This window comes from Nannocystis bainbridge, from assembly GCF_028368995.1.
GTDB classification, from domain to species: domain Bacteria; phylum Myxococcota_A; class Polyangia; order Nannocystales; family Nannocystaceae; genus Nannocystis; species Nannocystis bainbridge.
Genome location: NZ_JAQNDL010000003.1, coordinates 1788120 through 1807582, shown reverse-complemented (window position 1 = coordinate 1807582; position 19463 = coordinate 1788120). Strand labels below are relative to the sequence as shown.

The window sequence follows — 19463 nt, the reverse complement described above, 5'->3', positions numbered from 1 at the left end:
GCAAAGATGGGGGTTCTTGCCGACCGAGCAATTCTGGAACCTCGCGAGGTTCACGCCGATCACGCTGACGTTCTGGATCCCGGGCTTCATATTTTATGATTGCCTGGTCTACTTCGGAGGTTTGTCGTGGTGGCAGAACGGGCTCGCGGCCATGGCGTTCGCCGCGCTCTGGGCTGGCCTGGTCGAGCGCGTGAGCCGGCGATATCTCGCGCGACGACGGATGCGGGCGCTGACCGAGGGCGGTACCCCGGATGCTCAGGAGGCGCGGGTGCCGTCGCCGGCCGGGCCGCAAAAGCTGCCAGTCTTCCCGACGCATGAATTCTGGGACTACGCGTTCGCAAGGCTGTTCGGCCGCGCGAAAGGCGTCGCCTCCGCGCTGTTCGAGTTCATGTTCTTCATGGTGTTCTTCTACCCCTCCGTGTCCGTGTTCTTCGGGGCGTTCTCGCTGCTGGTCGGCATCTCCCTCGGCCTCGGAGCATGGCAGCGCCGGCTGCTGCGGCGAGAGCTCGAGGCCGATGCGCAGCCCGGGCCGGCGCTCGTGGAGGCGTCCGGGTCGGGCGGCTCGCGGTCGCGGACGACCGCATAGACGTTTGCCGCCAGCGCGGTCGCGCGGCGCTGGCACGAGGCGAGCATTGGTTCGGCGCCGTCGCGCTCGATCACGGCGGCGTGATGCTGGGGGGCTGTCTTTCGGGACATGTATTCGGGCTTGCAAGGTCGGGCCGCGAGGAGATGTCTTTCTGTATCGAGATTCGTGAGGTCGTCGTCTGTCTCGAGAGACAGATAGCGGCTCGCGGAGCCACGGCGGGGTGCTTCGTGGGGTGGGGCCACGGAGGTGGGGAGGTCCTGCGCTCGTGAGGTGAAAGGTGCTCGCGGGCGTCGTCTGTCTCGTCAGTCATCTTGCGGCGCTGCAAAGGTCGAGGGCATGGCGGGCGCGATCGCGGCGGAGAGGCGGTGACTCGCACGTCGGCGACGCGCGGGTCACCTGTCTCGGAGGTCATCTCGAGGTCGACGCGACGCAATAGTGGATCGGCGTGCGGGTGTCTTTCGGCGATTTAACCCCGTCGTAACGGCGTTCGTAATCGAGGGGTGTCATGGTCTCCCGACATGCGGTTCGTTTACGTCTCCTGGTTGCTTGCGGCGCTCGCGATCGGTTGCACGACCGCGACGCCGCACGCCGCGACGCCGCAGGCGCCGGCGTACGCGCTGAAGGACGACGGGCGCATGCAGGTGCGCGCCGACCTGTGGCCGAAGCTGTCGCTGGCGTCGGCGGAGCGCGGGGAGATCGCGGCGGAGATCGAAGGGGTGGGGCGGCTGGAGTTCGCGCCCGACGCGGCCTATGCGGTGCGGGTGCCGTTCGCGGCCTACGTCGAGGCGGTGCACGTGGCCGCGGGGGCGCAGGTGCGGGCCAACGAGCCGCTGGCGACGCTGCGCAGCGGCGAGGTGGCGCGGCTGCGCAGCGAGGCGCGGCGCTTGACGGCGACGCTGGCGGCGCAGCGCGACGCGGTGACGCGCTTCAAGAAGCTGGTCCGCGACGGGGCCGCTTCGCCGCGAGAATTGGTGGAGGCGGAGGCAGGGCTGGCGGGCGGCGAGGCCGAGCTCCGCGGGGTGCGCGAGAGCCTGCGGGCGATCCAGGCCGGCAACGAGGGCGCGGACCGCTTCATCCTGCGCGCCAGCGCCGACGGGCAGGTGCTGCTGCGCACGCTCGACCCGGGCGAGCGCGTGACGCCCGAAGACGACGAGCCGGCGTTCCTCATCGGCGACGCGGTGCGGCTGTTCGCCACCGCGGCGTTCCCCGAGCACGAGGCGGCGGGGGTGCGCGAGGGGGCCGATTGCACGTTCTCGGTGCCGGCGCTGGGGGCCGAGCGGTTCCCCGGCAAGCTGGTGCAGGTGGTGCAGACGCTGGACCGGGCGACGCGCACGGCGATCGCGGTGTGCATGCCGAACGCCACCGACCCGCGGCTGCGCGGGCAGATGGCGGTGCGGGTGCGGGCGGCGGTGCGCGGCGACGGGGCGCTGGTGGTGCCGCGCAGCGCGGTGCTGCTGCGGCGCGACGCGCTGGTGGTGTTCGTGGCGGTCGACGAGGGGGTGCTCGAGCGGCGCACGGTGGCGCTCGGGTCCAGCTTCGGCGACAAGGTGCAGATCGTCGAGGGGCTGACGGCGGGCGAGACGGTGGTCAGCGAGAACGCGGTGCTGCTCGACGGCGAGCTGGATCGGCTGCTGTGAGGTCGTCATGTTCGCTGCGCTGAGTCGATTCGCGGTCCATCGCTGGCCGCTGGTGCTGGCGGCGGCCTTGATGCTGGCGACGTACGGGTGGACGGCGCTGCGCGAGCTGCCGATCGAGGCGTTCCCGGACGTCACCGATCCGATGGTCGAGGTGGTGGGGATCTACCCCGGGCAGGCGGCCGAAGAGGTCGAGCGCCGGGTGACGATCGAGCTCGAGCGGGCCTTCGCGGGCACGCCGAAGCTGATCGACCTGCGCTCGGTGTCGGTGTTCGGGCTGTCGCTGGTGACGCTGACGTTCGCCGAGGGCACTTCGGACTTCGAGCTGCGCACGCTGGTGGCGGATCGCCTGCGCGGGGCCGAGTTGCCGGACGGGGCCGAGGCGGAGATGGGGCCGCAGGCGACGCCGGTCGGCCAGATCTACCGCTACACGCTGCGCGGCGATCGCAGCCTGCGAGAGCTGCGGGCGCTGCAAGATTTCGTGGTCGAGCGGCGGCTGCGGGCGGTGCAAGGCGTGGCCGACGTGGTCACGTTCGGCGGGTTCGAGCGCCAGTATCAGGTGCGCATCGACCCGGCCCGCCTGGCCACCGCGGGGGTGTCGGTGGCGGAGGTCCACGACGCGCTGGCGCGCAGCAACGCCAACGCGGGCGGCGGCTACGTCGGCATCGGCGCGCAGGAGTTCGTGGTCCGCGGGCTCGGGGCGGTCGACTCGCCGGCGCAGCTCGGGCTGGCGGTGGTGCGCGAGCAGGGCGGGGTGCCGGTGCGCGTGCGCGACGTGGCGACGCTGGTCGAGGGCTCGACGCCGCGGCGCGGCAGCGTCGGCCGCGGGCACACCGACGAGGTGGTCGAGGGCATCGTGCTGCTGCGCCGCGGCGAGAACCCGAGCGTGGTGCTCGAGGCCCTGCACGCGCGGGTCGAGGAGCTGAACCAGGAGGTGCTGCCGGCGGGGGTCCAGATCGATACGTTCTACGACCGCACGGTGCTGGTCGAGGCGACGCTCGGGACCGTCGGCAAGAACCTGGCCGAGGGGGCGCTGCTGGTCCTGGCGGTGGTGTACCTGTTCCTTCGGACATGGCGCGGGGTGATCATCATCGGCGTGGTGGTGCCGCTGTCGATGCTGACCGCGTTCATCGGCCTGCGCTGGATGGGGCTGCCGGCCAACCTGATCTCGCTCGGGGCGATCGACTTCGGGATCCTGGTCGACGGGGCGATCGTGGTGCTCGAGGCGACGCTGCACGCGATCCACCACCAGCCGCACCGCGACCGCGCGGCGGTGATCGAGGACGCGGCCGGCGGGGTGGCCCGCGCGGTGGCGCTGGCGCTGCTGATCATCATCGCGGCGCTGATCCCGATCTTCACGCTCGAGCGCGTCGAGGGCCGGATCTTCGCGCCGATGGCCTACACCTACGGGTTCGCGCTGCTGGGGGCGCTGCTGTCGGCGGCGCTGGTGGTGCCGGCGCTCGAGCGTGCGCTGCTGCGCGGGCGCGTCGACGGGGCGCCGCCGCGCTGGATCGTGGCGCTCGGCAAGGTCTACGCGGCGGGGCTGCGCCGGCTGCTGCGGCTGCGCCGGCTGGCGGCGGGGGGGCTGCTGGCGCTGACCGTCGGGCTCGGGGTCTATGCGCGCGGGATCGGCAGCGAGTTCCTGCCGGAGCTCAACGAGGGCGGGTTCTACGTGACGGCGGTGTTCCCGTCGACGATCGCGCTCGACGAGACGCGCCGCCACGTGACGCAGATGCGAGCTTCGATGCTCGAGCTGCCGGAGGTCACCGACGTGCTGACGCACATCGGCAGGCCCGAGGACGCGACCCAGGCCGAGGGGCCCAACAACGCCGAGTTCTTCGTCAACCTGGCGCCCGAGGGCGAGTGGCGCGAGGGCTCGTCGCGGCGCAGCCTCGAGGGCGAGCTGCGGGACCGCCTGGCCGACCTGCCAGGGGTCGAGCTCAACTTCTCGCAGCCGATCACCGACCGGGTGTTCGAGACGATCTCGGGGATCATCGGCCAGGTGGTGGTCAAGGTCCGCGGGCAAGACCTGGCGGAGATGACGGCGGTGGCCGAGGCGCTGCGCGAGCGGCTGGCGGCGGTGCCCGGGGTGGCCGACCTGGCGCTGTACCAGGCGGGCAGCGTGCCGCAGCTGCGCATCGAGCTCGACCGCGAGGCGCTGGCCCGCCGCGGGCTGGCGGTCGAGGACGTGCAGACGACGATCCGGGTGGCGCTCGGCAGCGCGGTGGCGACGGAGGTGTGGGACGGCGAGCGCCGCTACGGGGCGGCGCTGCGGCTGCCCGAGTCGGTGCGCGCCGATCCGGCGGCGCTGCGGCGGCTGGTGGTGTCGGCGCCGGAGCTGGGGGTGACGCTCGGCGAGGTGGCGACGATCTCGCTGGCGCCGGGGCGCGCGGCGATCTGGCGCGAGGACTTCACGCGCTTCGTGGCGGTCAAGTTCAACGTCCGCGGGCGCGACCTCGGCGGCACGGTCCAGGAGGCGCAGACGGCCACGGACGCGGTGGCGCTCGGCGAGGGCATGCAGCTGGTGTGGAGCGGCGAGTTCAAGAACCAGGACCGGGCGATGCGGCGGCTGGCGCTGTCGCTGCCGGTGGCGCTGGCGGCGATCCTGGCGATCCTGTTCTTCAACTTCGGGCGCCTGCGGCCGACGCTGGTGATCGCGGCGTTCCTGCCGCTGGCGTGCTTCGGCGCGGTGGCGGGGCTGCGGCTGGCGGGCGAGCTGTTCTCGGTGAGCAGCGCGGTCGGCTGCATCGCGCTGCTCGGGCAGGTGGTGCTTTCAGGGGTGGTGCTGAGCGGGGCGATCGATCGCGCGGCGAGCGAGGAGCCGCGCTCGGCGGCGATCGTCGGGCCCACGACGGCGCTGCGACCGGTGCTGCTGACGACGGCGCTGGCGCTGCTGGGATTGGTGCCGGCGGCGCTCAGCCACGCGATGGGCAGCGAGACGCAGCGGCCGTTCGCAATCGCGATCGTGTCGGGCCTGCTGGTGGTCACGCCGGTGATGCTGGCGCTGTTGCCGTTGCTGTACTCGGGGCCGCCGCGCCGCAGCGGAGGTGAGCCGTGATCGCGTGGCTGCTGGCAGGATGGTTGGCGACGCCGCTGGCGGTGGCGGTGCAGCCCGCGGCGCGCGAGGACGCGGTGGTCGCCGATCCTTCGGCGCGGCCAGGAGCGGCGACGCGGCGGCCCGGAGGGCGCGCGGACGCGGTCGAGGTCGAGCCCGGGTTCACCCTGGCGCAGGCGGTGGCGGCGATGCGCGAGGGCCATCCGCTGCGCGACTACGCGGCGGCGCGGGTCGAGGCGGCGGCGGCCACCCAGGTGGCGGCGCGGCTGTGGGAGAACCCGGTCATCAACGCCGATTACTTCCTCGGCATCCGCTCGACTTCGTACGACCGCGCGGGCGCGATGGTGGTCGGGGTGGGGCAGTGGTTGCCGGTGACCGGGGCGCCGAAGGCCCGCGGGGAGGCGGCGCAGCACGAGGCGCGGGCGGTGGCGGCCGAGGGGCAACGGCTGGTCCGCGGGCTCGAGCTGGAGGTCGAGCGGGCGATGATCGGGCTGGCGAGCGCGCGCCAGGCGGTGGAGATCCACAGCGACGCGCTCGACGACCTGCGAGAGAGCGAGCGCATCGTCACCACGCGGGTCGCGGGCGGGGTGACGCCGCGGTACGACGCGACCCGCATCGCGCTCGAGGTGATGGCGGGCGAGGCGGCGGTGCGCAGCGCGGAGGCGGAGGTGTCGGCGGCGCGCGGGGAGCTCGAGGTCGCGGTCGGCCCGCTGGCGCCGCGGCTGCGCGGGGCGCCGCGGGTCGACCTGTTCGCGCGGCCGGAGATGGGCGGGATCGAGGCGCTGCGCCAGCGCATGCTCGAGGAGCGGCCCGACCTGGCAGCGGCGCAGGCCCGGATCGACGGGGCGCGGGCGCAGGTGCGGGTGGCGAAGCGCGAGATCTTCCCGGGCATCGGCCTCCGCGTGGCAGCAGGCTTCGGGCAGGGGCCGGGGCAGGTGGACGTGGGCGCAGGCGTGACGATCCCGCTGCCGGTGCTGTCGCGCGGGCAAGGCTTCGTCGACCGGGCGCGGGCGGAGGTGCGGGCGGCCGACAGCGTGGCGCGCACGCTGGTGCTGGCGGCGGAGCAGCGGCTGCAGGCGACGCACACGGTGGCGCTGGGGCGCCTCGAGGCGTCGCTGCGCCACGTGGAGATGGGCCGCGGGGCCGCGGACGCGCTGCGGCTGCAGGCGCAGGCGGGCTATCAAAATGGCCGCCTGAGCGCGTTCGAGCTGGTCGACGCGAGCCTCAGCGTGCGCGACATGCGGCTCCGCGATCTTCAGCTGGCCGTGGCGGCGAGGTTGGCCGAGCTCGAGGTGCGCCGGGTGGTCGAGGTCGGCGATCTCGAGTGATCGCCGAAGGCCGCGCAGACCGGTTCGACGGCCCTCGTCGAGCAAGAGGCGTCGCGCATGGCGACTTGGGCGTGCAGCGGCGCCTCGTCGTCGCCGACCTCCGCGCTGTCACGATCGCCGACGGCGCCCTCGATCAACCGTCCGGCGTCTGCTTCCGCCACTTCTTGACGTGCGGGATACGCGGTACCAGGACCGCGTAGACGGTACCGATCGCGGCGATGACGTACCAGCCCATGCCGATGGACATGCCGACCGCGGCGCCGAACCACACGGACGCGGCGGTGGTCAGGTTGGTGATCTTGTCGCCGGCGGCCTTCAGGATCATGCCGGCGCCGAGGAAGCCGACTCCCGACACGACCTGCGCGGCGATGCGAGCCGGGCTCTCCGGATCGGCCTGCTGCGAGATGAACGTGAAAAGACACGCGCCGGCGATCACGAAGCAGTTGGTGCTGATGCCGGCGGGTTTGTTGCGTAGCTCGCGCTCGACGCCGATGGTCGTGCCGCAGACCAAGCAGACGCCGATGCGGGCCAGGAAGTCGAGCTCGTGTCCGACGAGGATGGAGTCCATGCGGCGCGAACTGTACCCGACCGCGCGCGCCGGCCTCGCTCGAGCGGCGGCCGGCGTGGAGCGCGGCGCTGCCGGCGGAGAGCGGTGGTTTACCTGATGTCGGCCGGGTTTTGAGCCGAGGACGCGAGCCGACGCCCAGTCGCGCTCGACCCTCGCGGCCCGCGGCGCGCCGCTGTTCGAGCGGCCGCACCACCTGGCCGGGAAGACAGGCGAAGGGGTGCTGCGGAATTCGCCAGCGGACGCGGCCGTCGAGCGACCGTTCGCAGGGGGCTTGGCGCCGCGGGCGGGCGCCCCCGTCGGTCGCGTGGAGAAATTGTCGTCGACGCGGTGCGACATCGCCGTGGGTCGACTGTCATCTCTCGAGAAGGCCGGGCACCACGCGGGTGGCCGGCGTGACGACTCCATTCAAGGGAGCACCGACGATGACAGCGACGACCACGAAACCACGAATGCTCACCGCCGCGGGGTGGCTCTGCGCGCTCGCCCTCGCGGCCTGCGACGACCCTGACGCGGCGCTCGCCGAGGACGCCGCGGCCGTCCTCGACGTCGTCTCCGAGGACGAGCTCCGCGACCTGTGCGAGCTCGCCGAGGAGGAGGCCGCAGCGCCGCCGATCGGCCCGGACGACCTCGCGGACTCGCCACACCCGGCCAAGGGCGAATGCATCGACGGCTACTGGGACTACCCCAGCGTCGACGAGGCGTGCGGGACCTGCTGGCACGACGTGATCCAGAAGTGGGGCTTCAAACGGGTGAACTACAAGCGCTGGTGCTACAAGGCCCCGAGTCCGGTCAGCTGCGGCTGCGAGCCCGCCACCGTGATGAATTGGTGGTGCGTGAATGAATGCCGGGGGTGATGGTGTCATGAACCTTCGAAGCTGTACATTGTGTGTCGCCTCGCTCCTCGTGGCCGCGTGCGATCCGGCGGAGGCGCCGTCCTGGCGGGACTCCGCGCTCGCCCCCGTGACTTCCGACGAGCTCGCCGCCCTGCTCCCCCTCTGCGAGTCGCTGCCGGCCGAGCCCGCGGCGAGCGAACACCTCCCCGAGGAACCGCCGGCCCTCGCGGACGCGCCGCAGGTCTCCGAGGGGGTCTGTCAGGGCTTCTGGGAATTCAAGACGGACGAGGGGAGCTGCGGCTCGTGCGAGATCGAGCGGGGCGATGACGGCAAGACGTACACCCACTATCACCGCTGGTGCTACGCCGCCCCGAGCCCTCCGTCCTGCGGCGGCTGCGGGCCCTGGGAGTACGAGAACTACAAATGCATGAACTCGTGCTGAGAGCTCGCGCGCGCGTGTCCTGAAGCGCGGATGTCAATACATGCCCCTTCGGACATGTCCCGGCAGGCAGCGCCGGCGACGTGCCCGCGCGGGAGCAGGCGCGCGCAGCGGGGCGCTCGAGTCACGACGGTCGCGCGCGCCCCGGACGATCTCAGGCGCGGAGGGCGAGCTCGAGGGCGTCTTGCAGGGTGGCGGCGGTGGTCAGCGACTGGGCCTCGAGGCCGAGCCGGACGATCAGCGTCGCCACCAGCGGCGAGATGCCGGACAGGACGCAGCGACAGCCGAGCAGGCCGACGGCGCGGCTGGTCCGCAGCAGCGATTCGATGGTGGCGGTGTCGATCTCGAGCAGGCCGGTGAGGTCGAGGATGGCGGTGTGGGCGCCCAGGCGCGAGATCGCCGACAGCAGGTCGTCGGTCATGCGGGCGGCCCGGTCGCCGTGCAGGCCGCCGAGCACGGGGACCGCCAGCACGCCGCGGCCGACCTGCAGGACGGGGCTGCCGAGGCGCTCGATCACCTGCTCCTGGGCGCGCAGGCGCGACATCTGATCGACCTGGTCGGTGATGTCCATGATGTAGCCGAAGTAGTGGGTGATGGTGCCGGCGTCGTCGCGCAGGATGACGGTGTAATCGGCGATCCACAGCGAGCGGCCGTCGGCGTGGCGCAGGCGGTAGGGCTGGTGGACGAACCACGAGGCGCCGCCGTTGCTGTTGCTGGTCACCTCCTCGAACACCTGGGCGAGGTCGTCGGCGTGGATCAGCGAGGCGTAGGGCCGGCGGCCGCTGGCGAAGTCCTCGAGCGGGTAGCCGGTCAGCGAGGCGACGTTGGGCGAGACGTACTCGATCGGCCAGCCGTCGCGGTTCTGCCAGCGGAACACGACGACCGGGCCGACGGCGAACAGGAGCCGCTCCTGCAGGCGGGCGTCGGAGGCGCGGATCAGCTGGTTGACCTCGCGCTCGAGCTCGCCGAGCGCGTCGTCGCCGGGCGCGGCGATCGGCTCCGGGACGCCGGCGTCGACGATGCTGCGGACGCGCCGGACGAGCTGGTGGATCCGCGACTCGACATCGGACATCGGGGCGACGCTAGACGATGTGACCGGGGAGGACAAGCGCTCACGCAGACCGCCCGCTGCCCCGCTGCTCGCGTGGATTCGGAGGCATCCGCGAATCATCGCACCCCGGCGTCGCGGCCGCCGGTGAGGTCTGCAGAGGCTGTAGTGGCGAGCGCTGGCGCCCGCGAATGCGCCCCGCCTGGAGGCAGGGTGGTGGCGAGCGCGGTGGGCCTGACGCCGACATCTGTCACCGCGGCGACGGCAGCGTCACGCTGTGTCGATATCGTTCGTCGCAATGGCGGACGCGCCGCCGTTCCGCGTGGTCGCACGGCGAGGCCTCGGTCGAGGTCCGCGCGCAGGACCATGGAGCGTTCGTCGTCGCATGGGGCCAGCGCGGCCCAGGCGACGATTCCCGCGGCTCGAGTGGAGCGTCGACGATGAGGCGGGAGAGTACGGACGAAATGGATAGTCCCGTCCATGACGAATCCAGCTCCGGTCCATCCATCATTCGTGGGCGAACATCGAGATCGAGCCATGGATTGTCGTATGTGTCGACACCGGCGACCCGAGCTCGCCGAGTGATGGGCGCCGGAAGAGAGGGATGGCCGTCGTTCGCGCCAGGGCGACCCGGTTGCCGTCAGCCGCTGGTGCTGGGTCAGCTCGAGGAGCAGCGCGCGGCGCGGCGCGGCGCCACGGTCTCGACGCGCTGGTGGAGCGCGCCGAGCAGCCCTCGCGGACGCGTACGCCGCGAATGGAGGTGCCAGCCGACGACCGAACGTTCGGCATGGCGGCCGTTCAGCGCCCCCTGGCGTGACTCTGCGCGTCGGCCGCGTTATACTGCGGGTTCCATGCGCCGCTTCGTGCTCGCTGCTGCCGCCGTCCTCGCCTGCAACAACGGCAGCGGGCAGGGCTCGGGGTTCAGCACGAGCATCACGACGGCGCCGGTCGGGACGTCGACCACCGGCGGGGTCGAGACGACGGCGAGTACCACGACGAGCGGAGCGACGGGCACGGGCGAAGACTCGGCTGCGGGGAGCTCGGGCAGCTCGGTGGGCGGCATCCCGGACGGCGGGGTCCCGCCGGACGGGGGCGACAAGCCGCCGGCGGGCTGCAAGGGCAAGATCGATTTTGTGTTCACGATCAGCTCGGCCTGGACGATGGAGGACGCGCAAGGCTGGCTGAAGTCGAGCTTCCCGGGCTTCATCGGCACGCTCGAGAGCGAGTTCGCGGAGTTCGACTATCACATCCTGTCCGCGAACACGTCGCCGCTGTGGGGGCATCCTGTGCTCTGCGCCAACTGTGAGGACTTCTGTCCCGAGGTGCCCGAGTATCCCTGCGGGGTCGAACCAGAGCCGTGCGACAAGGTCCGCGGGGCGGGCGTCACGTACCCGATCGGCGAGCACGCGAGCAACAAGCGGTGCGACCTCGCCAGCGGTCGTCGCTACATCACTGCAGGGCAGCCCGAGCTCGAAGAGGCGTTCACCTGCATCGCGTCGGTCGGGATCAACGGCACCTCGATGGTCGCCGAGGTCACGATGAATGCCCTGACCGAGGAGATCAACGCCCCGGGCGGGTGCGACGCGGGCTTCCTCCGCGAGGACGCGCTGCTCGTGGTCGTCGCCATCCAGGACACGTGGGACGATTTCAGCGCCGGCACGCCTCAGGACTGGGCGGACGCGTTGGTCGAGGCCAAGGGCGGGGATCCCGAGGCCGTGGTGCTCGTCGTCGTCACGAGCGACACCGACGATCCGGACGGGTTGTGCGGCTACAGCGGGGTTCCTCCCGGCTACCACGAACTCCGGACCTGGACGGAGTTGATGCCTCACTCGGTGTTCGGCTCGATCTGCAACGAGGCGGGGTACGCGAGCTACTTCGCGGAGGCCGCGGCGAAGATCAAGACGCAGTGCGACGTGTTCGTCCCGCAGTGAGATGTGCGGGCGGGTCCTCGATCCGGGAGGACCCGCCAGTCGAGATCGTGCAGCGATCAGGGGTAGAGGCGCATGGCGAAGGCCCGTGGCTGCAAGTCGGCGAACTCGCCGCCGACGACGGACACGTGGCCCCACGGACCGATGGCGAGGTCGGCGGCCAGCCTCACTGAACGACTGCGTCAGTACCTGGCGAAGGGTGTACAGAGCGCGGCCTCGACGCATCGACTTCGTGTGTCGGTCCGCTATACTGCGGGTTCCATGCGCCGCTTCGTGCTCGCTGCTGCCGCCGTCCTCGCCTGCAACAATGGCAGCGGGCAGGGTTCGGGGTTCAGCACGAGCATCACGACGGCGCCGGTCGGGACTTCGACCACCGGCGGGGGTGAGACGACGGCGAGTACCACGACGAGCGGCGCGACGGGCACGGGCGAGGACTCGGCTGCGGGGAGCTCGGCGGAGAGCTCGAGCAGTTCGGTGGGCGGCATCCCGGACGGCGGGGTCCCGCCGGACGGGGGCGACAAGCCGCCGGCGGGCTGCAAGGGCAAGATCGATTTTGTGTTCACGATCAGCTCGGCCTGGACGATGGAGGTCGCGCAGGGCTGGCTGAAGTCGAGCTTCCCGGGCTTCATCGGCACGCTCGAGAGCGAGTTCGCGGAGTTCGACTATCACATCCTGTCGGCGAACACGTCGCCGCTGTGGGGGCACCCTGTGCTGTGCGCCAACTGTGAGGACTTCTGTCCCGAGGTGCCCGAGTACCCCTGCGGCGTCAAACCCGAGCCGTGCGACACGGTCCGCGGAGCGGGCGTCACGTACCCGATCGGCGAGCACGCGAGCAACAAGCGGTGCGACCTCGCCAGCGGTCGTCGCTACATCACCGCAGGGCAGCCCGAGCTCGAGGACGCGTTCACCTGTATCGCGTCGGTCGGAGTCAACGGCGCCGACAACGTCGCCGAGGTCACGATGAATGCCCTGACCGAGGAGATCAACGAGCCGGGCGGGTGCGACGCGGGCTTTCTCCGGGAGGACGCGCTGCTCGTGGTCGTCGCCATCCAGGACACGTGGGACGAGTTCAGCGCCGGCACGCCTCAAGACTGGGCGGACGCGCTAGTGGAGGCCAAGGGGGGCGACGCGGATGCCGTGGTGCTGCTCGTCATCACCAACGATATCGACGACCCGGACGGGTTGTGCGGCTACATCGGGGTTCCTCCCGGTTACCACGAACTCCGGACCTGGACGGAGCTGATGCCTCACTCGGTGTTCGGCTCGATCTGCAACGAGGCGGGCTACGCGAGCTACTTCGCGGAGGCCGCGGCGAAGATCAAGACGCAGTGCGACGTGTTCGTCCCGCAGTGAGATGGGCGGGCGGGTCCTCGATCCGGGAGGACCCGCCAGTCGAGATCGTGCAGCGATCAGGGGTAGAGGCGCATGGCGAAGGCCCGTGGCTGCAAGTCGGCGAACTCGCCGCCGACGACGGACACGTGGCCCCACGGACCGATGGCGAGGTCGGCGGTCTGGTCGGGCCCCTTGCCGGGACCGCTGCGGATGACGTCCCAGGTATGGGCACCGAGCGGGCCGGAGATGGCGAAGATCCACGCGTCCGCGTCGGTCGCCGGCGTCTTGCGCGAGCCCGCGAGGACGAGCTTGCCCTCGCGGTCCTCGCCGATCGCGTAGGCGATCGCGTCATTCCCCGGCGTGGACTCGATCCGCACGGGGCCAGCCTCACCGGTGGCGGAGAACCACCGCGTCAGCACCTGGCGGATGGTGAAGACGTTGCGGCCCCAGCCGGTGACGACGAACCCACCGTCGCGCAGCGGCGCCACGGCCATCCCGGCGTCTTCTTCCAGCAGCTCTCCTGGTGAGGTCCACTCGTCGAGCAAGATCCCCGCGAGGGAGTAGTGCAGCACGACCGCGCGACGGTAGGGGTTGTTGAATTCTCCCTCGATCTGGCGCTCTCCCACGACGACGAGGCGATCGCCAACGAGAGTCGCAGCCCGTCCGAGTTCATCCAATAGGTTGCCCGGGTCGTCCTCCGAACCCGCGGCGAAGGTGCTCTCGTCGAGCAGTTCGCCGTCTTCGGTTGCGAGCCACCAGACCTTGAGGTCATGGGTGCCGGGAGCGACCTCGCTGGCCCCGACGACGACCACGCGATTGCCCGCGAACGTGATCCCGAAGGCCTGGGTCCCGAGCTCGCCCGTCACCGTCCACACCAGCGGCAACGGGTTGCCGGGCCGTACCTTGGACACCGCCCACGTGGTTCCGGCGCGCGTCGAGGCCACGTAGACGGCGCCGTCGTCGCCTGCGGCGATGGCCGGACCGTGGCCCGCGGCCGCGACGGAGATCTTGCCGAGGGAGATCGGTCCCGCCTCGACGTTGCCCGTCGCGCCGTCGAACTGCATCACGACCGCTACCAGACCTTCCTTCGCCTCGATGACGCCCGAGGCCGCGATCGACTGATCGCCGAGCAGCGTCACGCCCGTGAAGGCGCTGACGGGCCCCGCGTGGACGTAGGGCGGCCACACGTCGGTGCCGCCCGGCGCGACGTCGATGAGCAGGTCCCTCTCCGCCTGGCCGATCACGCCGTCCTCGGCGTGCGCGACGGCGCGGATCATATGCATGCCGTCGCCTGGGCTCTGATCGGAGGTCACTTCGAGCACGGCGACCGGGGTCTTGGGCGCCGCCCCGAGCACGAGCGGCTCTTCGCCGTCGAAGATGTCGATCGTCTTCACCGGCCGCGACGTCCACACGTTCACCAACACCTCGCCGACCTTGCTCACCGACGAGGGGCCCAGGAGTACCGCGACCTCGAGCGGCAGAGCGTTGCCGTCGTCGCCCGTCATCCCGCCGCTCGCCGTCTCGCCGTCCGACGTCGTCGCCCACGAGCTCCCTGTCGCGGTCGCGCCGGAGCTCGTGAGTGCCGTCGTGGTCGTGGTCGTGCTCGTCGATCCCGACGACCCTTCCGTATCTGTCCCTGCGGACAGGTGATCGAGGGCCGCGGTGTAAGCCGCGTACGATGGCGGCTCGAGGGAGCACGCCGCGACCGCGAGCGAGATGCATGGGATGGTCCAGAGTCGGCGGTGCACGGGCAACCTCTTCTTTTAGAAGGAGTACACGATTCCGGCCGCGTCGGCGCGGAGTCGCGCGAGTGGCGATGGACGCGCCGGCGCCAGCGCGAGCGCCAGACCTGTAAGCAGGCTTACACCGCCGAGGATCCCGAGCACGCAGGCGGTGGTCCGATCCTCCTTATAAGATGCACGCGCAGCTGCGATCGCGTCGGACTCGGCCGGGGTCGGTCGGCGATCCTCGGCGAGCAAGATTGTGGTGAGCCCGGCGATCTTCTCGTCCGCGTGCTCTCGCCGGACGAGGACGCCGAGCATGCCGCCGACGAGGCCCGCGCCGGCGATCGAGAGGAGCGAGCCCGTGACGATCCTCGCCGTGGCGGGGCGACGCGGCTCGCTGCCCTGCACGGCCGGCGCTGCGATCGGTCCCTCCGGGATCGGTGCGGGCGGTGGCGTCGCAGCGTCGGGTGCATCGTCCGAGGATGGCGTCGGCGGCTCGGTCTCGACGGGTTCGCTCGGTGCTGTGGCGGGAGTGCACGTCGCACCGGCCCGCGCCGCGTCGTCGGCCTCGAGCTCGCGCCAGTAGGCCCGTTCGCTGTCGCTGAGGTCGTCGCGGCGGAGGACCTCGCGCGCCAGCTCGAGCGCGCGGCAGAGATGTGGCTCGGTCGGCGCGGCGTCGTGGAGCGCGCGGAGGCTGTCGTGCGCGCCGACCAGAGCGTGCGGAGGGTGCACGCCGGGAGTCTCGGCGATCTCGAGGTACAGCTCGAGCGCGGTCTGCCACTGGCCGTCGTTGAAGGCCTTTTGGGCAGCCGCCTTGGACGGTGGCGGCGCGAGCATGGCGAGGGCGAGGACGAGATGAACGAGCATGGTCACGTTTCCTCGAAGAAGGTGTGCTGTCGCTGACCCTGGGCGACCGTCAGCTTGAAATGGGAGAGCGCCTCGCGGATGCACTGCGCCTCGGGTGATTCGGACGTCGCGCCCCACACGCTCGGCGGCTTGTCGGCGGCGATGGTCACGTCGAGGGGTCGCGGCTTCGCGTTCGCCTTCGTCAGGCACCGGCGCGCGCGCGCTTCGGCATGTCGCATGCGAGCCTCCCACGACTCCGGGCGCTTCGGCTTCGCAGACGGTTCGACTGTCGCGGTCCGCTGCGTGGTGGATCCGGGGTTCGGTGGGCTCTTCGCAGGAGACGTCGGCTGTGACGACGCTGAATTCGCCGGCGGTGCTGCGAGGTCGAAGACGGACGAGTCGGGCCGCGGAAGCACCGCCGTGGGGAGCGAAGGATCGTCGCGCCGCGGCGGCGACGCCAGACGCTCGAGCGTGACGCCGACCAGGCACCCCAGCGCCAGGCACAGCGCCGGTGCTCGCCATGCGCGCGCGCGCGTCGGAGGCGCGGGCCGCGTCTGCTCAATGAGCCAGCCGGCGATCCGCCCGCGCACCGCTTCGAGCGCCTTCACCAGCTCCGCCATGCTCCGGTGGCGAGACAACGGCTCGGAGACACCGCGTTGCAGCTCGTGGACCAGCGGCGCCAGCCCGGGGAGAAATTCGGCCGCGTCGATCTCGCCGAAGCGCCTGGCGTCGGCGTCGAAGAGAGGCCGCCCCGTGACGAGCTCGTAGAGGACGACGCAGACCGAGAACACGTCGTTTTGCGGCGAAGTCCCGACCGTGGCGAGCTGCGGGTCGACGTATTGCTCGTTGCCGAGGCCGCGCACGTCCAGCGTCTGCCAGCGCTCGACCTCCGCCGTGACGTCGCGCAGGTGCGGCTGCCGATAGTAGTCCTCGGTGAGGCAGCAGATCCCGAAGTCGAGCAGGCGAACGCGATCACCCGGCTCGATGATCACGTTGCTGGGCTTCACGTCGCGGTGGACCACGCCGGCGGCGTGCACCGCCATCAAGACGCGGCCGAGCTCGATCGCCAGGGTGAGCGCGCGGACCGGCTCGACAGGTCCGCGGCGGAGGTGGTACTCGAGCGTCTCCCCCGCGACGACCTCCATCGTGAAGTAGGGCTCGCCTTGCGCCGACTCGGCGATGTCGAAGATGGCGGGCACACCGCGGTGCCGGATGCCTGCCAGCGCGCGGTACTCTCGCTTGAAGCGCTCGACCGTGACGGCATTGACGCGGAGCATTCGCTTCAGCGCGACGTCGCGATGCCCGCGCACGTCGTGCGCCAGGTGGACCACCGCCATCGCCCCGATGCCGAGCTGGCGCACCAGCTTGAAGCGGCCGAACGCGAGATCCTCGGCCGGGGGGCGCTTCATCGACATACCGGCCCCGATCCGCGCGGCGCGGGCAGCGGGGACGGCAGTTTGGCATACAGCCGTTCGGCGTCGAGGCACACGGCGCGGCTGACGAGCGGCTCGTCCCCGGGGAGGTCGTCGCGGTCGGGCCATTGGATAAACCCTCGCTCCAGGGCGATGCCCAGGCGGGTCTCGCAATGGCACGGGTTTCGTGGGTCCATGTGCTCGCACCTCGATTCGAGGTATGTGGTCAGATCTCGGCGAGCTCGCCCGACCGCGGTGTGCACGGCGGAGGAGGAGGTGCCCAGGATCCGGGCGACCTCGTCCTCGCTGAACCGGAGCACCTCGATCAGGATGAAGCCGGCGCGCCGGGCGACCGGCAGGTTGAGCAGGGTGGCTGTGAGACAGGCGCGCTGCAATTCGCGCTGGAGGACGTACAGGCGCCGCTTGTCGCGGCGGATCGACGGGTGATCTTCCACGTCGACGCCGGTCGGGTCACTGCGCAGCATCGAATCGAGGTTCTTCTTGACCGTGAAGCGCTGGGTGTGAAGGAAGACCTGATAGACGGCCGTGAGCTGCGGCGAAAGGTCGGGGGTCGAGAGCTTCGCGGCGTGCAGCGCGATCGCGCCGCCATCGGCCGTGCCCGCCATCCAGGCGGCAAAGGTCGCGGTGCAGGGATGGGCGGGTGTACGAGCTCCATCCGCGGTCGAGTCGGGAGTCATCGGGTCGAAGTTGCCACAAGCTCCGGCGCACGCGAACGGGTACGAGGCGGACCGGTCGATGCCGGCGCGCGGGTCGCCGCCGCGGAACGATCGCGCCTCGCGTCGCTCTCCGCCGATCGCAGCCGGCGAGCGCCGCTTCGTAAGCGAGCGCCGGCTTCGCCCGGTGACCCGCGCGTGGGCGTCTGGCTCGTCGTGCGCGAGCTCCTGCGGCCTCCGGTCTCTCGGCTTCTCCGCCGCGCGAGCGTCGCGATTGTATGCTGGCATACCAGCGCGATGATCGATGAAAGGAGGCCGATCGCGCGGGAACAACTTTTCAGAGGATGCGGCGCCGCGGCGAGATCCACGAGAGTGCCGGAGTCCGGTTCGACCTGGACCGGCGCAGGCCGCTCTCGCGCCGGTCGCGGGCGTCGCGGCCGAATGGTTCGGCTCTGCCCGCACTCAGACGGTGCGAGCGATCGCTGCACGACGCGGGCGCCGGCTCGTGGAGATGTCGACGACGGGTTTGCGCAGTGACGAATCGGTCTACTGGCTTGCGCAACGACGCGGTCGGGTTCGGGGCTGCAGCGGCTACAGGCTTGCGTGCTGGCGGAAATGGCCTACATGCTTGCGCGAGGCGAAAGTGGCCTACAGGCTTGCGTGAGGCGAAAGTGGCCTATGAGCTTGCGTGAGGCGGCAGTGGTTTACAGGCTTGCGCGAAGCGAATGTGGCCTACAGGCTTGCTTGAGGCGAAAGTGGTTTACAGGCTTGCGTGAGGCGAAAGTGGCCTATGAGCTTGCGTGAGGCGAAAGTGGCCTACAGGCTTGCGTGAGGCGAAAGTGGTTTACAGGCTTGCGCGAAGCGAATGTGGCCTGCAGGCGGTCTCGGCGCGCGGGTCGTGCGGCGGTCTCGGTGGCGGGTTCGCGTGGTGACCGGTCTCGCTACGGATTCGTGCCGACCGGTGCGCGCGGGGTCGTGCGGTCGGCGAGCTGCATGCTATCTTCGGGGCATGAATGCACCAAGCGATCCTCGGGGGCATGGTGGGCGCGTAGAACCGTCCTCGAGCGATCCGGCAGCAGGTCCGCTCAAGCTGGAGGCGGTACCGCCATTCATCCATGGCGGCCCGGAGCGAATCGACGAGGCAGACCTGCCGACTCCTCGCGTTCGTCGTCGCCGGGCCGAAAACGGCGACCCGTGGCCCGGTCCGGACGCCACCTGAGCGGCGATCGGAGCGCGGTCTGTCGCATGGAGTCGATGCCTCCGGGGGCGCAGGTTCGGCGAGCGCGGCGCGAGGTCAGCCGATCTCGACGACGACGCCGGCGGCGGCGAGCAGGTCCTCGGCGGGGGTCCACGGGGCCGAGGGCGCGTAGGTGCCGGTGACTTCGAGATCGAGGGTCTCGGGCTGGCCGTCGGCGTCGGCGTCATGAAGGGTGATCGTGCCGGTGGCGGCGGCGGCCGAGGCGGGCTCGTTCTCGTACCAGGTGTAGGGGTCGAAGCAATCGTCGGGGGCGTCGTGCACGAACACGTAGCGCACGGCCCATTCCGCGGGCTGGTCGATGGGCTCGTAGGCGGGAGTGTCGACGCCGCCGCTGGCGAGCGCCTCGAGGATGAGGCCGCGGCACAGGCCGACGCGATTGTCCTGCTGCAGGATGCGCAGCTGCAGGGTGTTGCCGTCGACCCACCAGGCGCGCGTGAGGGGCTCGGCGGGGGGGCCGGTGGTGTCGGTGTCGCCGGTGGTCTCGGTCGAGGTCGTGGCCGCTTCGGTGGTCGTGCCGAGGGTGGTCGGCTCGCCGCCGGTGGTGAGCGGCTCGCCGGTGCTGGTGCCGGTCGAGGACTCTGGGGTCGTCGTCGTGGTGCTGGTGCCGGTCGGTGTGTCGTCGGTGGTGCCGGTGCTGGTGGTGGTGCCGCCGTCGGTCGATTCGCCGGTGGAGCCGCTGGTGGAGCCGGTCGTTTCGCCGCAGGCGAGCTCGAGCGCGAATGCACAAAGGGCGAGTCGAGAGAGTCGTTGCATCGGGGTGGTGATAACCCGAACTGCCGCGATTCACCAGCGGACCCG

Annotated in this window: 15 protein-coding genes; 8 read left to right on the top strand and 7 right to left on the bottom strand. The window is 71.1% G+C overall.

What is annotated here, in order from left to right; translation table 11 throughout:
* Window positions 1–16: 16 nt before the first annotated feature.
* From POL25_RS32390 to POL25_RS32375, 4 genes are all read left to right on the top strand, one after another.
* Entirely contained in the window at window positions 17–586 is a 570-nt protein-coding gene (locus POL25_RS32390; RefSeq protein ID WP_272090157.1) for a hypothetical protein, read from the top strand.
* Window positions 587–1104: 518 nt separating this feature from the next.
* A complete protein-coding gene (locus POL25_RS32385; protein WP_272090156.1) occupies window positions 1105–2223 on the top strand; it encodes an efflux RND transporter periplasmic adaptor subunit in 1119 nt (372 codons plus the stop codon).
* A 7-nt stretch (window positions 2224–2230) separates the two neighbouring features.
* Window positions 2231–5278, top strand: coding sequence for an efflux RND transporter permease subunit (locus POL25_RS32380; protein WP_272090154.1), 3048 nt, complete (start codon window positions 2231–2233; stop codon window positions 5276–5278).
* The gene (locus POL25_RS32375) at window positions 5275–6603 is read left to right on the top strand and encodes a TolC family protein (RefSeq protein ID WP_272090152.1); all 1329 of its coding nucleotides are present in this window, start codon (window positions 5275–5277) and stop codon (window positions 6601–6603) included. Before POL25_RS32380 ends, POL25_RS32375 begins: the two co-directional genes overlap by 4 nt.
* 133 nt (window positions 6604–6736) lie before the next feature.
* Here the strand turns inward: POL25_RS32375 and POL25_RS32370 are convergent, their stop codons facing one another.
* Window positions 6737–7171, bottom strand: coding sequence for an MgtC/SapB family protein (locus tag POL25_RS32370; protein WP_272090151.1), 435 nt, complete (start codon window positions 7169–7171; stop codon window positions 6737–6739).
* Between the two features lie 422 nt (window positions 7172–7593).
* Here POL25_RS32370 and POL25_RS32365 point away from each other — a divergent pair, with 422 nt between their 5' ends.
* Together POL25_RS32365 and POL25_RS32360 are read left to right on the top strand one after the other, a co-directional pair.
* Window positions 7594–8025, top strand: a complete 432-nt coding sequence (locus POL25_RS32365; RefSeq protein ID WP_272090150.1) for a hypothetical protein — start codon at window positions 7594–7596, stop codon at window positions 8023–8025.
* Window positions 8026–8131: 106 nt separating this feature from the next.
* Entirely contained in the window at window positions 8132–8446 is a 315-nt protein-coding gene (locus POL25_RS32360) for a hypothetical protein (RefSeq protein WP_272090149.1), read from the top strand.
* 151 nt (window positions 8447–8597) lie between these two features.
* Here the strand turns inward: POL25_RS32360 and POL25_RS32355 are convergent, their stop codons facing one another.
* Entirely contained in the window at window positions 8598–9515 is a 918-nt protein-coding gene (locus POL25_RS32355; RefSeq protein WP_272090148.1) for an STAS domain-containing protein, read from the bottom strand.
* Between the two features lie 827 nt (window positions 9516–10342).
* Here POL25_RS32355 and POL25_RS32350 point away from each other — a divergent pair.
* On the top strand, window positions 10343–11422 hold the full coding sequence (locus POL25_RS32350; RefSeq protein WP_272090147.1) for a hypothetical protein: 1080 nt from the start codon (window positions 10343–10345) through the stop codon (window positions 11420–11422).
* 258 nt (window positions 11423–11680) lie between these two features.
* Window positions 11681–12772 (top strand): hypothetical protein, encoded by a 1092-nt coding sequence (locus POL25_RS32345; RefSeq protein ID WP_272090146.1) that lies wholly within the window; start codon window positions 11681–11683, stop codon window positions 12770–12772.
* Between the two features lie 56 nt (window positions 12773–12828).
* Here POL25_RS32345 and POL25_RS32340 read toward each other — a convergent pair whose 3' ends face one another.
* The 5 genes from POL25_RS32340 to POL25_RS32320 form a co-directional block, all read right to left on the bottom strand.
* Window positions 12829–14499: a hypothetical protein gene (locus tag POL25_RS32340; RefSeq protein ID WP_272090145.1), complete on the bottom strand. Its 1671-nt coding sequence runs from the start codon at window positions 14497–14499 to the stop codon at window positions 12829–12831.
* A gap of 15 nt (window positions 14500–14514) precedes the next feature.
* The gene (locus POL25_RS32335; RefSeq protein WP_272090144.1) at window positions 14515–15342 is read right to left on the bottom strand and encodes a hypothetical protein; all 828 of its coding nucleotides are present in this window, start codon (window positions 15340–15342) and stop codon (window positions 14515–14517) included.
* A gap of 2 nt (window positions 15343–15344) precedes the next feature.
* The gene (locus tag POL25_RS32330) at window positions 15345–16730 is read right to left on the bottom strand and encodes a serine/threonine protein kinase (protein ID WP_272090143.1); all 1386 of its coding nucleotides are present in this window, start codon (window positions 16728–16730) and stop codon (window positions 15345–15347) included.
* The gene (locus POL25_RS32325) at window positions 16727–17431 is read right to left on the bottom strand and encodes a sigma-70 region 4 domain-containing protein (protein WP_272090142.1); all 705 of its coding nucleotides are present in this window, start codon (window positions 17429–17431) and stop codon (window positions 16727–16729) included. Before POL25_RS32325 ends, POL25_RS32330 begins: the two co-directional genes overlap by 4 nt.
* 1270 nt (window positions 17432–18701) lie before the next feature.
* Window positions 18702–19418, bottom strand: coding sequence for a hypothetical protein (locus POL25_RS32320; RefSeq protein ID WP_272090141.1), 717 nt, complete (start codon window positions 19416–19418; stop codon window positions 18702–18704).
* Between the last annotated feature and the right edge of the window lie 45 nt (window positions 19419–19463).